At 40.4% G+C, this 14,316-nt stretch carries 13 protein-coding genes; 11 read left to right on the forward strand and 2 right to left on the reverse strand.

Going from position 1 to position 14,316, the window contains the following annotated elements; genetic code table 11:
* Positions 1-14: 14 nt before the first annotated feature.
* The 5 genes from G610_RS0108995 (at position 15) to G610_RS0109015 (ending at position 5,023) form a co-directional block, all read left to right on the forward strand.
* On the forward strand, positions 15-215 hold the full coding sequence (locus tag G610_RS0108995) for a hypothetical protein (RefSeq protein WP_026524513.1): 201 nt from the start codon (positions 15-17) through the stop codon (positions 213-215).
* A 24-nt stretch (positions 216-239) separates the two neighbouring features.
* Positions 240-1,514 (forward strand): chloride channel protein, encoded by a 1,275-nt coding sequence (locus G610_RS0109000; protein WP_026524514.1) that lies wholly within the window; start codon positions 240-242, stop codon positions 1,512-1,514.
* Between the two features lie 15 nt (positions 1,515-1,529).
* Positions 1,530-2,291, forward strand: a complete 762-nt coding sequence (locus G610_RS0109005) for an exodeoxyribonuclease III (RefSeq protein ID WP_035793014.1) — start codon at positions 1,530-1,532, stop codon at positions 2,289-2,291.
* 19 nt (positions 2,292-2,310) lie between these two features.
* On the forward strand, positions 2,311-3,855 hold the full coding sequence (locus tag G610_RS0109010; protein ID WP_026524516.1) for an MBOAT family O-acyltransferase: 1,545 nt from the start codon (positions 2,311-2,313) through the stop codon (positions 3,853-3,855).
* Positions 3,856-3,931: 76 nt separating this feature from the next.
* Entirely contained in the window at positions 3,932-5,023 is a 1,092-nt protein-coding gene (locus tag G610_RS0109015; RefSeq protein WP_026524517.1) for a hypothetical protein, read from the forward strand.
* Positions 5,024-5,104: 81 nt separating this feature from the next.
* On the opposite strand, the gene G610_RS0109020 is transcribed toward G610_RS0109015, so the two are convergent.
* On the reverse strand, positions 5,105-5,962 hold the full coding sequence (locus G610_RS0109020; protein WP_026524518.1) for a MurR/RpiR family transcriptional regulator: 858 nt from the start codon (positions 5,960-5,962) through the stop codon (positions 5,105-5,107).
* Positions 5,963-6,178: 216 nt separating this feature from the next.
* Here G610_RS0109020 and G610_RS0109025 point away from each other — a divergent pair, with 216 nt between their 5' ends.
* Positions 6,179-6,718, forward strand: a complete 540-nt coding sequence (locus G610_RS0109025; protein ID WP_026524519.1) for an NADH peroxidase — start codon at positions 6,179-6,181, stop codon at positions 6,716-6,718.
* A gap of 97 nt (positions 6,719-6,815) precedes the next feature.
* Positions 6,816-8,657 (forward strand): HD-GYP domain-containing protein, encoded by a 1,842-nt coding sequence (locus G610_RS0109030; RefSeq protein WP_196809828.1) that lies wholly within the window; start codon positions 6,816-6,818, stop codon positions 8,655-8,657.
* Between the two features lie 37 nt (positions 8,658-8,694).
* Here G610_RS0109030 and G610_RS0109035 read toward each other — a convergent pair whose 3' ends face one another.
* The gene (locus G610_RS0109035; RefSeq protein ID WP_026524521.1) at positions 8,695-9,555 is read right to left on the reverse strand and encodes a helix-turn-helix domain-containing protein; all 861 of its coding nucleotides are present in this window, start codon (positions 9,553-9,555) and stop codon (positions 8,695-8,697) included.
* Between the two features lie 169 nt (positions 9,556-9,724).
* Here G610_RS0109035 and arfA point away from each other — a divergent pair, with 169 nt between their 5' ends.
* The 4 genes from arfA to G610_RS0109055 all read left to right on the forward strand — a co-directional run bounded on the left by arfA (position 9,725) and on the right by G610_RS0109055 (position 14,240).
* Positions 9,725-11,233: an arabinosylfuranosidase ArfA gene (gene arfA, locus G610_RS0109040; RefSeq protein ID WP_026524522.1), complete on the forward strand. Its 1,509-nt coding sequence runs from the start codon at positions 9,725-9,727 to the stop codon at positions 11,231-11,233.
* Between the two features lie 108 nt (positions 11,234-11,341).
* The gene (locus G610_RS0109045; protein ID WP_196809829.1) at positions 11,342-12,814 is read left to right on the forward strand and encodes a hypothetical protein; all 1,473 of its coding nucleotides are present in this window, start codon (positions 11,342-11,344) and stop codon (positions 12,812-12,814) included.
* A 128-nt stretch (positions 12,815-12,942) separates the two neighbouring features.
* Positions 12,943-13,467 (forward strand): S-ribosylhomocysteine lyase, encoded by a 525-nt coding sequence (locus tag G610_RS0109050; RefSeq protein ID WP_026524524.1) that lies wholly within the window; start codon positions 12,943-12,945, stop codon positions 13,465-13,467.
* A gap of 68 nt (positions 13,468-13,535) precedes the next feature.
* Positions 13,536-14,240, forward strand: coding sequence for a 5'-methylthioadenosine/adenosylhomocysteine nucleosidase (locus tag G610_RS0109055; protein WP_035793018.1), 705 nt, complete (start codon positions 13,536-13,538; stop codon positions 14,238-14,240).
* Positions 14,241-14,316: the final 76 nt, after the last annotated feature.

Genomic DNA, 14,316 nt, shown 5'->3' on the forward strand with positions numbered 1-14,316 from the left:
GTGAGGTAAATACAATGGGAACAGATACAAGCGGACTTAGTCCTGAACAGCAGGCATTATTTGCCAGTATAATGGGTAACTCGTCTCAGCAAGGAGGCGGCGGTTTTTCTATGCCGACAGCTTCTGCAGCAACGCCTGCGCCTTCAGCAAACAGTAACAAACAGCTAAGTCAGGCTGAGATCGATGCGCTTATTGCTTCAATGAGTAATAACTGATAAAACAGGGATTTTAGAGGAAAAATGAGCGAGATAAATAATAACGATAATATTGAGCCACATTACAAGCACCAGCTTAGAAGACTTATGTCCACTTTAAAGTGGCTGGTACTTGGAATATTGATAGGTGTTATGGTAGGGGCAGTGGGAGCTGCCTTTTTCCATGGGATAAAATTTGCCACGGAGTTTAGAAAATCACATGAATTTGTAATTTTCTTACTACCATTTGCAGGTCTTTTGATAGTACTTCTTTACAGACTTTCAAAGGATTTTGAGGACACCGGAACAAACCTTGTAATAACTACAATTTCTGCGGGAGATCATCTTCCTATCAGGAAGATTCCTCTTATTTTCGTAGCAACCATACTTACACACCTTTGCGGTGGTAGTGCAGGAAGAGAAAGTGCTGCTCTTCAGCTTGGCGGAAGTATGGGTCATAACTTTGGAAAACTCATACATCTGGATGATGATGACTGTAAGATAATCACAATGTGCGGCATGAGTGCAGCCTTTGCTGCCCTCTTTGGAACTCCTATGGCAGCTGCTTTTCTTGCAATGGAAATTGAGAGTATAGGTGTTATGTACTATGCTGCTCTCATACCCTGCGTTTTATCGGCGCTGGTTTCAAGCAGTGTTGCAATGTACTTCGGAACGGTACCGGACGTATTTACAGTATCGATCATTCCGGAGTTTACCGTCGTTAGTGCAATAAGATATGCAGTACTTGCAGTTTTATGTGCAGTTATAAGCATTCTCTTTTGCATAGTTATGAAAAAAAGCGGCGAACTCTATAAGAAATTCTTTAAGAACCCCTACATCAGAATATTTGTAGGCGGATGTCTTGTAGTATTACTTACAATTATTGTTGGAAACAACAACTATAACGGTGCCGGCATGGATGTAATTGAGCTGGCAATTGACGGCAGAGCACCCTATGCTGCTTTTGCTCTTAAGATGCTCTTTACTGCAGTGACCATGGGAGCTGGCTATAAGGGTGGTGAGATTGTTCCTGCACTTTTTATAGGTGCTACCTTTGGATGCCTCTATTCACAGATTTTTGGCTTTAACTCGGCACTTTGCGCAGCGATCGGAATGGGCGCGCTGTTTTGCGGAATTACCAACTGCCCTATCTCATCTCTCCTTTTGTGCTTTGAGATGTTTGGATATAACGGAATGCCATACTATCTTCTGGCAATTGCGCTTAGTTACACATTCTCCGGATATTATGGAGTATACGGCTCACAGAAGATCATGTATTCTAAATTTCACAATAAATACATCAACCAGAAAACAAGATAAATACGGAGAAAATGTATGTCTAAAAAGCTTGTATCATGGAACGTAAACGGACTTAGAGCCTGCGTCTCTAAGGGAGAATTTCAGAAATTCATGGATAAGGAGCAGCCTGATGTAATAGGTCTTCAGGAGACAAAACTCCAGGAGGGACAGATAGAAGTAGAACTCCCCGGCTATCATCAGTATTGGAACTATGCAGATAAAAAGGGCTATTCTGGCACTGCACTTTTCACTAAAGAAGAGCCTATTAATGTAACCTACGGACTTGGAATAGATGAGCATGACCATGAAGGAAGAGTTATAACAGCAGAATACCCTGACTACTATCTCATCACAGTCTATGTTCCAAATGCAAAGGAAGACCTTTCAAGACTTGAGTACAGATGCAGATGGGAGGACGATTTCCTCTCCTATGTTAAAAAGCTTGAGGAGACTAAGCCTGTAATTTTCTGCGGTGACCTTAACGTTGCCCACAAGGAAATAGATCTTAAAAATCCCAAAACCAACAGAGGCCATGCGGGATTTACAGATGAAGAAAGAGAAAAATTCGACAACGTAGTTAATTCAGAACTTGTTGATACCTTCAGACATTTTTATCCTGAGCTTGAAGGTGCTTATTCCTGGTGGAGCTATCGTTTCCAGGCAAGAGCCAAGAATGCGGGCTGGCGTATAGACTATTTCGTAACTTCAAAATCACTTACAGACAGACTTGAAGATGCAGTGATCTACAAAGATCAGATGGGATCAGACCATTGCCCTGTTGGACTTATTTTAAAATAAAGGCATTGAGATTTAGACCATGTCATTTAATTCATTTTCATTTATCTTAATTTTCCTGCCCTTAGTACTGATCGTATGGCACGGATTAAACAAATTAAAAATATGGAAGCTTGCAGACCTTTCACTTGTTGCAGCTTCCTTAATTTTGTATGGGCTTTTTTCAGTAGAATTTGTATTTATTCTGCTGCTTAGCGCCTTTGTCACTTACTTTTTCGGAAATCTCATAATAAAGTCAGATGAAAAACTAAAAAAAGGAATAACCATAGCGGCAGTGATTCTGAACTTGCTGCCCCTTGCATATTTTAAGTACACCAACTTTTTCCTTGAAAATGTATATGCGATTATTGGAAAAGAGTTCAGAGCCCTGTCTCTGGTTCTTCCCATAGGAATAAGCTTTTACACCTTTTCCCAGATAGCATACATAGTAGATATTTATCGAGAGAATACTCCTGGACACCCTGCCTTTAATGAAAAAGAAAGCCTTGGAAAAGTATCCATTACTGAGTACCTTCAGTACATTACATATTTTCCCAAGATAATTCAGGGTCCTATTGCTCTTCCCTATGAAATGATAAGCCAGTTCAGGGATGAGAAAAACAGAAAGCTCGATTCTGAGAAATTCAGAAAAGGCCTTATTCTTTTTGTAATTGGTCTTTCAAAGAAAATGCTCCTTGGAGATAATCTTGCAAAAATAGCGGATTATGGATTTAAGTACACCTATTACATGGATACCTTAACAGGAATTCTTGTGCTTATCTCCTATGCTTTCCAGCTTTACTTCGATTTTTCAGGTTACAGCGATATGGCAGAAGGCATAAGCCTTATGATAGGTTTTGAGCTTCCCCAGAACTTTAATTCACCCTACAAAGCAAAGAGCGTGCGAAACCTCTGGCAGAGATGGCACATGACTCTTACAAGATTCTTTGTAAGATACGTATATATTCCTCTTGGAGGTTCAAGAAAAGGAAAAAGACGTACTGCACTTAATGTACTTATAATCTTTTTACTTAGCGGACTTTGGCACGGTGCAGGCTGGACCTACATCTGCTGGGGCCTTGTTATGGGAATTGTTGTTGTATGGGACGACCTTGGAATCATTGCAACTAAGGGAGATTTAAAGAAGCATTATCTTTTGATGAAAGAACCACTTCTTGTAATTCCCGAAAAACTTGGACAGGTTCTGACATTTTGCGCATTCCTCATATCCCTGGTATTTTTCAGATCCCAGGATATGACCTATGCTTTGCAGATGTTTAAGCAGTTCTTTATCTTTACATGGCCTGGCTTTATGTACAAAACATCGGCAATGCTTGATCTATCGGAAAATTACCTGCTTCTTACGGCGGCAGGACTATATGCAAAAGAGTTAAAAAACAACATTTATCTTGCAAGCTGGATTATCCTTGTAGCCATATCATTTTTCGTTAATTCAAGGAAAAACTCAAGAGAGATTGCCTATGGCGAAGTTCCGGGAAAAGGCTTTACCGCACTTTTGATAATCTTTTTTGCATGGTCATTTATATCACTTTCACAGGTGAGTACATTTATTTATTTTCAGTTTTAGACTTAAGAAAAGAATGCAGACATGAATCTCAAATGATGAAAAATGCCTGTGTGAAGAATAAGTTTGGAGAATACTTTTGAAAGAAAAAAAAGACAGTTCAAACTTCATAAAGCGATTTGCCATAGGAGTAGTATCGGTACTTGTTCTTATCGCTCTTGTAGTTATAGTGTTTGATCCATTTTTTCACTATCATAAGCCCTGGCTTGGACTAAAAGCTGTGCTTAACGATAAGGAATATCAGTGCATTGGCACGCTTCGACACTTTGATTACGATGCACTTATAGTCGGTTCATCCGTTGTGGAAAACAATGACAACAGCTGGTTCGACCAGGCTTATAACTGCAAATCCATAAAGGCGGTTCGATCCTACGGCGCTACAGCGGACCTTTGCTATCTTATAGATGAGGCGTATAAGTCAGGGAACGATATAACAAAGATTTTCTACAACATCGATCCATCTTCGCTTATCGCAGATACAGAGCCCACCTATGAATCAACGGGCTGCCCCATGTATCTGTATGATAACAACCCTTTTAATGACATTCAGTATCTGTTCAATAAAGGAGTAATCCTGGAGAAAATCCCTTATATGATAGTCAACTCATACATTGCGGATTATGACGAGAACCTGTCCTATAACTGGGCAAAATGGAAAAGCTTTGATTCCGGAAGTATCCTTGGCCTGTATTTCAGACAAAAAGAAGTAAAGCCCATGCTGGATGAAAAGGTTTATGAAGAACAGCTAAGGGGAAATATCGAGCTTCTTACAAGTGAACTTAAAAATCATCCTGATACGGACTTCTATCTCTACTTCCCCTCCTACTCCATGCTTTGGTGGGATGGCGTATACAGATCGGGCGAAAGAGATGCCTTCATATATGCGGAAAAAGAGATGATAAAAGAGCTTTTAAAATATGAAAATGCCAAAGTTTACTTTTTCCAAAATGACAGTGAAGTCATAACAAATTTGGAGAACTACCTCGATACCATCCATTTTTCTCCTGAGATAAATAAGAGAATGCTGGATAAGATGGCAGCTGATGAAGACAGACTAACAATAGATAACTATGAAGATAAGCTTGATGAGATGAAGGAATTCTCTGATAAAATAGTAAATGAACTGGTTATTCCTTATGAAGAACAGGAAAAGTTCAACTACGAGCAATAAACAAAGCAACCTTTGAACATAAAAATGCCCCTTTGAATCCTGTATTCAAAGGGGCTTAATATCTATATAAGGTTTGCAGAATCAGTAATTAACCATGTCATGGAACAGGTCATAGGAATCCTGCAGGTGCTGGCGGATATTCTTAAAGTCTTTATTGGCAACTGCCGTATAAAGAGTATCCACAAGGAAAAGCTGTGCAAATCTTGAGCTTGTAACACCACTCTTTTTATCTATTTCAGGAGATGTGGTAAACATTACATGATCGCAGCCCTGTGCAAGAGGACTGTTACCAAGCTTTGTTATGGCAACCGTTGCAGCGCCTCTTGTCTTTGCAATCTTAAGAATCTGCATTATCTCTTCAGTTTTTCCTGAATCACAGATAAATATTGCAACATCGCCGGGTTTAAGCTGTGCTGCATTCATGAGACTGTTGTGAAAATCCTCATTGTAGGTCACATGATAGGACAATCTCTGGAATTTGGTATATAGGTCATAGGCCGCAAGTCCGCTGCTACCAACACCGAAGATCCTGATTATATCTGCAGAAACTATGGAATCAACAGCACCTTCAAAGGACTTTGCATCAAAAAGTCTGTAGGTGGTCTGAATCGCCTGAGTGCTTGTGGCGCAGATGTTATCAGCAATTGCCTGCATGGAAGTATACTGATCGATGTCCTTAAACTCGATCTTTGGACCTTCCTTCTCGGCATTATTTGCATTGGTGAAAAGCTCATGCTTTAAACCCTTAAGTCCGGTATATCCAAGAGATTTGGAAAAACGGCTCCAGGTAGCCTGAGTGGTTCCTGAGTCCTCAGCAAGCTCTGCCACTGTCTTATTAAAGATGCTGGCATCATTTTTTAAACAGTAGTCAGCTGCCTTTCTCTCTTCTCTTGTAAGATTTGTATAAACGCTTTTAATTCTCTCTTCAAGGATACTCATATTTATCTCCTTAATCCCCTATGGTTACAGTATATCGCAAAACCACTAAGAATATTATTAAATTACAATAACAAACAATGAATATTTATTAAAATTCTATAAACGATATTATGTATATGAATTATTTGATATACTAATTACTAGGCAATTATTAACTTTTACTTGTAACTTTTAACTTTTCGGATTAATTGTCCGCATCAGAAAGGAGATTTAGCTATGAAATGGGTTTGCTCAGTATGTGGTTACGTTCATGAGGGAGATACTCCGCCCGCAGAATGCCCTGTATGTCATGCACCTGCAGAGAAGTTCACAAAGCAGGAAGGCGATATGGTATGGGCTGCAGAACATGTTGTTGGAGTAGCAAAAGGTGCACCGGATGATATTCTCGAGGATCTTAGAAGTAATTTTACCGGTGAATGCTCAGAGGTTGGTATGTACCTTGCTATGAGTCGTCAGGCTTACAGAGAGGGATATCCGGAAGTAGGTGATTACTATGCAAAGGCTGCATGGGAAGAGGCAGAGCATGCTGCAAAGTTTGCTGAGCTTTTAGGTGAAGTTTTGACTGACTCCACAAAGAAAAATCTTCAGATGAGAGTTGATGCAGAAAATGGCGCAACAGCCGGAAAGACCGACCTTGCTAAACGTGCTAAGGCACTTGATCTTGATGCAATCCATGATACAGTTCATGAGATGGCAAGAGACGAAGCAAGACACGGTAAAGCTTTCAAGGGACTCCTTGACAGATACTTTAGCTAAAGCGAATATCACAGACTAAGAAAGCAGAGAACCAATGGAGCAATCTGTTGGTTCTCTTTCAATAAAAAATCTCACGTGCGCAGAATTTCAGACTGTTATGGAAAGTAAAACATTAAAAGAATTTACTGAAAAATACATATCCGATCGCCAGATGTGCTGGGAAATGGACCAGCAGGTGATGAGTGACCTTTCATTTTCAAAATGGAAGGATGCTCTTGTTGCGCGCTCTGAGATAATGCGAAAAATCTATCTTGAAAACGAAAAGTTCCTCTCTGATCTAAAGAAGGAACTTGAATCCGAAATATCTCCCGAATTTTACGAACAACTTTTTAATACATTAAAGCTTCTTTATGACGGCGGTTTTGATGATCTTTTCATAATGCGCACAATAGTTAACAGGCTACTGCCTTATTATGAAAAGAACAACGATTATCCAAAGATTCTTTTTCTAAGGAAAGTCATAGCCTATGAACACTATGAATTCTACGGAAGACTTTCCCATGAAGAGGGAATGGATAAGGCTATAGAACTCTATGAAAAGACCATAGAGCTGAAAGAACACTACGAAGAACTTACCGACAGAGCTGACAGAAGAGCCATTTTTGTCTGCTACAGTAATCTCGTGGCTATTTTAGCTAATGAAAAAGAAGATACATCTGCGAAGATTTTTAAATATATTGATGAAGCTCTCAGCTTCTGGCAATCTGACGTGGTTCAGAAAATAGACGGGGACGATACAGAGTTTAGAGAGCGCATGGATAAGCTTGAAACTGAGATACTCTACGGCATTGACACCTCTAAGATAAAGGATGAGGAACTTAGAGAAGAATATAAGGATCTCGTTCGCAGGCTTAAAAAGAAAATTACAGCGGACGGTCTTGAAGACACCGACGGAGGCCTCTTTAGAGCTGAGATAAAGTGCAGACTCCTTGAAGGGGAGACCCCTGAGAATCTGATAAATGAGATTATTTCTCATATAGATAACCTTGGAGAGCTTGATTATAAGGATGATAATGCAATAGAAAAGCTCCTTGATTACCACAACAGTGGCTGCGAGATTTTTGACATCTTTGAAATGTCAGAGAACAGGCACGAGCTTGAGGAGAAATTCATACCAAGATTTGTCAGCAAAATAACTGATATCCATGCCCATATCCCCTTTGGATTCTGGACCGGAGTTGTGGATGATGCCTGCGCCGAGTGGTTTAGTAATGCTGCGCCTTATGATAAAAATCCTGCCCGCAAGGCAGATATGCTGCTTAAGCTTGTTATTAGCAGGCAGCCCATAACCTACATTCACTCTCTTATGGTAGGCGAAATTGCAGCAAGAATCGCCATCTCCATAGTAAAAGATAATCCGTCATTTTTCGTAGGACTTCTTGGAATAAAGAGTAAAGATGAAGTAAGAAACAGACAGGATGACCTTTGTGATTATGCAACAAAGGCAGCTCTACTTCATGATTGCGGAAAATGTGAAATCGTAGAGGTTGTAAACAGACAGCACAGACACCTCTACAATGAAGAATATAATGTTATAAAAATGCATCCGGACAAAGGCTTTGAGATGCTAAAGCACGATCCTGAATTTGATAAGTATTTTGATATCATCAGAGGTCATCACAAGAGCTATGATGGAAAGAGCGGTTATCCTCAGAATTTTGATAATGTCCATTCAAGATATAAACCCATGATAGACCTTATCACCATAGCTGACTGTATTGATGCCGCAACGGATATTCTTGGCAGAAATTATACAAAAAGTAAGGACTTTAACACGGTCTACAATGAACTGGTAGCAGGAAGTGGAACAATATACAACCCGGATATTGTTAAGCTTCTTAGCACAGATAAAGCTCTCTATCAGGACCTTTTGTACCTGACAGCAGAGGGAAGATTTGAAGTATACTACAGAGCATACAGAGAAATTATTCTAAGATAAAAATTCACATAAGATAGCATGTAAGCTGCATGCTATCTTATCTTTTTGTTATCCGTCTGTAATCACCGGGGGTCATGCCACATTCTCTTTTAAAATACCTGTTAAAATGATAAATATTTGTAAAGCCGCTTTGCTCCGCAACTTCTGCAATGTGAAGCTCCTGGTTTGTCAGAAGGTGTTTTGCTTTGTCTATCCTTGCTGCAAGAAGATCATCCTTGGGAGAAGTATAGAAAAAGGTCTTGTAGTAATGATAGAACTGACTTCGCCCGAGATTTGTCAGAGAACACATCTTATCAATAGTCCACTCATCGCTGCAGTTATTTAGCATCTCTACTCTAAACGCAGTGAGCATGGAATAGTTAACTGCCTGCTCAGGTACACTTGTTGGAAGTGAAAGACTTCGCTCAGCAGTGATAATAAGCTCCCTAATTAAAAGATCGATCATCCTCTCTCGCCTTATCTGCTTTGAGAGATACTCAAATTGGAGTTTTCTTAGAATCTCGATTATGGGCTCATCATCCGCCGGTCTGAAAATAGTATTTAGAGGAATCTGTACGCCCTGAATCTCTGAGGGCTCGCAGGTAAAATGTGCAAAGGAGTTGATGAATCTCTTTTGTGCCTGGTAATACTGAAGGCTCCCGGGGGAATACAAAATGCAGTCACCGGGCCTGGCCGTAACTCTAAGTAGCTTATTGCCATCTCTGTACACAGGCTTATTGTCCACTTCTCTGTCACTTTCCTGCTCATAGGCAGATATATCCACATTATCATAGGGAAAATAGAAATCCATTTTTGAAGCAAGATGAAGAAAAAGATAATCATCTCTCCCCTCAGGTCTGTATATTGTATCCCTGTCAGGATTGTGGAAATTGTAGCCGCAGTAGTCTGTTCTAAACATGACAAATCCCCTTATATAGAATCATCTCATAATAATCAATATGAAATATACCGGACAAAAAGTCAATATTTTCGGAATAAAAGCTATTTAAATGACAGATATCATCTGTGATAATAACACTATCTTAAAACAAAACATCAATATTTGGTTTTATTTTGGAGGTTACAAAATGGCAAAGAAATTACAGAAAGCACAGATCTGCATCGACAGAGATTTTGAAATCAGCCAGATCGACAACAGAATCTATGGCTCTTTCCTTGAGCACCTTGGCAGAGCTGTATATGAAGGCATCTATCAGCCCGGCAACAAGAATGCAGATAAGAACGGATATCGTAAGGATGTTCTTGAGCTTATAAAGGAGATTCAGGTTCCCATCGTAAGATATCCCGGCGGAAATTTCGTATCAGGCTTTAACTGGGAGGACAGCGTAGGTCCCAAGAAGGATCGTCCCCGCAGAATCGAGCTTGCATGGAACGTTATCGAGACTAACCAGTTTGGTCTTAACGAGTTCATGGATTGGTGTAACAAGGCAAACACAAAGCCCATGATGGCAGTTAACCTTGGAACAAGAGATATCGACGCAGCTAAGAACATCGTAGAGTACTGCAACATTAAGAGCGGCACATACTACAGTGATCTTCGTATCAAGCACGGTGTAAAGAATCCTCATGACATCAAGCTCTGGTGCCTTGGTAACGAGATGGATGGTCCTTGGCAGATCGGTCACATGACGGCTGCTGAGTATGGTATGAAGGCAGGAAGAGCAGGTCACATCATGAAGCTCGTTGATCCTTCTATCGAGACAGTTGTTTGCGGATCATCTTCACTTTACATGGATACATTTGGTGAGTGGGAGAGACAGGTACTTGAGTGCAGCTATGATTCAGCTGATTACCTTTCACTTCACAGCTACTACGGCAACGCTGAGGATGATACACCTAACTTCCTTGCAAGCAGCGTAGCTATGGATAAGTTCATTTCACAGGTTATTTCAATCTGCGATTACGTTAAGGCAGTTAAGCGTTCAAACAAGACAATCAACCTTTCCTTCGACGAGTGGAACGTATGGTATCATTCCAACGAGCAGGATAAGAAGCTTGAAAAATGGGTTGAGCACCCTCATCAGCTTGAGGATATCTACAACTTTGAGGATGCACTCCTTGTTGGTTCAATGCTCATCACACTTCTTCGTCACGCAGACAGAGTTAAGATTGCATGTCTTGCACAGCTTGTAAATGTTATTGCTCCTATCATGACAAGCGACACAGGCGCATGGAGACAGACCATCTTCTATCCTTACATGCACGCAAGTGTATACGGAAGAGGCACTGTTCTCAACACAGTTGTTAAATCTCCTTCCTACGAGAGTAAGCATGGCGATGCTCCCTACATCGACAGCGTTGTTACAGCAGATGATGAGAACGAGACAGTTACTATCTTTGCTGTTAACAAGAACCTCAAGGAAGACTACGAGCTTACCTGTGACCTTAGACAGTATGCAGGCTATAAGGTTGTTGAGCACATCGTTCTTACAAATGATGACCTTAAGGCTGTTAACACAGAGAAGAAGCCTAACACTGTTGCTCCTGTAAACTCAAATGCCAGCAAGGTTGAGAAGGGCGTACTTTCAACAGTCCTTCCTGCAAAGAGCTGGAATGTAATAAGACTTGCAAAATAAAAATCTCTAAATAACTCTCTTTTTTAAAATTCCTCGTATGGTAAAATGTACCCTATGAGGAATTTTTTTATTAAAAAATCGAAATACATATTTTTTCTGATATCGGCAATGGCCTTTCTGATGCTGGCTTCAAGGTCATCATTTTTGTATGTGTTCAACAACTGGGATGACGCCAACAGCTATCTGTCTGTAGGAAAAGCGCTCTTTAACGGCAAAATGCCATACAGGGATGTCTTTGATCAAAAGGGAATGTACCTGTATTTTTTCTATGGTCTTGCCTATCTTGTTTCCCATACCACCTTTGCAGGAGTTTATATCCTTGAAGTGATCCTGGCATTTTTCAATATCCTTGGATTCTATAAGATATTAAGGCTCTACACAGGAGAAAAGACATCACTTATATTTGCTCCTTTGACCTTTGTGGTAGCCGTTGTTTCAAAGAGCTTTTGGTGGGGCGGCGCTGCCGAGGAGATATGCCTTCCCTTCTATGTGTGGGGACTGTACCTTATCGTCAGATATTTCAGGGAAGATTATCATGAAAAGACCATGCCCATGAAGCAGGTCTTCTTTGGAGGAATCCTTGCAGGAATAATTGCAAATATCAAGTTCACGGGCCTTGGCTTTTTCTTTGCATGGATGATGATGGTGTGGTTTTCCTTTATATTTAGAAAAGAATTTGCAGCTAGTATCAAGGCCTGCTTGGTATTTCTCTTTGGAATGTTTGTTACATTTATTCCCTGGATAATCTACTTTGGTATTCAGGGCGGCCTTTATGAGTGGTACTGGGGATATGTTTATATCAATGTATTCCTCTATCCCAAGACAGAAGGCGCAGGTCTTGGAAGCCTTATTTACTCACTGGCCAAGATACTGTATTTTCTCATTCGTGATAATTATCAGTACTTTGCTTTTGTAATAGTCGGATTGATCTATGCTGTATTTTCAAAGACAGAAAAGTTCCTTGGAAGGCTTGTGGTGCCGGTGCTTTTTGCCTTTTTATTCCTTGGAATATTCATAGGCGGAAGAACCCTTCCCTACTACTCTCTTCCACTGTCTGTTTTTGCGGTATTTGGCTTTGCACTTTTGGGCTCTGCCCTGGAGATGCTCTTTACCAAAGAGACAGACTCTGACATAGGAAAAAAGGAATACGGAATCCTGATGTTCCTTGGATGCGGCGCAGCAGTACTTTTATCAATGCTTTTTATCTACAATACATCCATGAACATATCCTATATGAAGGACACAGATGAGAGCTTTTTCCTCTTTAGATTCAGAGATGAAGTTCTTGAAAAAGAAGACCCTACCCTTCTGAATGTGGGCTGTCTTGATGCGGGACTTTACACACTTACAGACATAGTTCCCAGCTGCAGGTGGTTTCAGACACAGACCCTGGATGTACCGGAGCCTCAAAATAACCCATACCTTGAGCAGGACAGATATGTAAGGGAAGGCCTTGTTGATTTTGTTATAGCAAGGGATTCATATCCGGAGTGCATCTATGATAAATATGAACTGATAGACAGTGAGGATTACAGCTTTAGCGGCAGTGACTTTAAGTATTATCTTTTCAGGAAGAAATAATGCATAGTTTTTTATTTTCCTCACAAATTCAATATTCTATAGTTATCTTATAGGTGTTAGAATGAAAATAGTGCATATCCATGCATTAGATAAACTTATTAATAATTTTAAGGCAAAAGGAGACAAATATGGATTTAATACCCAGTTTTTCTGTAGATCACAATCTGATCGTACCCGGAATATATGAAAGCAGAGTTGATGAAGTAGGCGGAGAAAAGGTAACTACCTACGATATCAGAGTTACAACACCCAACAAGGAGCCTGCTGTTGACGTAGCTGCCATGCATACACTTGAGCATATTATTGCTACATATCTTAGAAATGATCCTGACTGGAAGGATGAAGTCATCTACTGGGGTCCCATGGGCTGCCTTACAGGCTTCTATCTCATTCTTAAGGGAAACCGTGCAACTAAGGATATTCACGGTCTTCTTCTGAATGCTTTCAGATCTGTTAAGGATTCTGAGACTGTTCCCGGATCAAATCCCGAGAACTGCGGCAACTGCCTTATGCACAATCTTCCCATGGCAAAATGGTATGCAGCTAAGTTTGCAGACTATCTTGAAGCCAATGCAGATAACGAGAAAATCTACGTATATCCTAAGACAGAGAGACTCGTTACTGACGACGGAAGACAGTTCTTTGATTCATAATATAAAAGTAAATTGTGCTTATTATGAGCTGACAGGTACAGAATAAATCTGAAAAGTGAGGGATAAAAATGAGTTACAAAATTGGAATCATCGGGGCTATGGAGATTGAGGTTGAGAGCTTAAAGAGCCAGATGAATGTTACCTATAAACTTGAAAAGGCTTCAATGAGCTTTTTTGAAGGCACTATAGGAGATACGGAAGTCGTTGTAGTAAAAAGCGGAATCTGCAAAGTAAATGCTGCTCTTTGTGTTCAGATTCTGGTTGATGAGTTCCATGTAACACATGTGATAAATACAGGCGCTGCCGGATCTCTTGATGCCAGAATTGATATAGGCGATTTTGTGGTATCAACTGATGCTGTTTATCATGACGTTAATGCCACAGTATTTGGATATAAAAAGGGTGAGATTCCTCAGACCGGAAGGCTGGAATTCCCTGCAGATAAGTGGATGATCGATGAGATCAAGATCGCTGCTGCAAGAGCAGGTATCGATGGCAAGCTCTGGGAAGGCAGAGTCTGCTCCGGAGATCAGTTCATTTCCGACAGCGCTGTAAAGGATGAGATAAAAAAGGAGTTCGGCGGACTTTGCACAGAGATGGAGGGTGCAGGTATTGCTCATGCATGCTTCCTTAACAAGGTTCCTTTTGTTATCCTTCGCGCAATATCTGATAAAGCAGATGGCAGCGATATCATGGACTATCCCGAATTTGAAAAGAAGGCAGCAGCTGACTGCGCAGCACTTACAAAGTGCTTTATTGAGGGGCTTAAGTGATTCAATTTTTCATAAAACATTGATACGAAAAAGAATGAATGATAAAATTTTCTTACAATAGGCAAATAATAGGAGG

Source organism: Butyrivibrio sp. MB2005 (genome assembly GCF_000424285.1).
Lineage (GTDB): Bacteria > Bacillota > Clostridia > Lachnospirales > Lachnospiraceae > Butyrivibrio.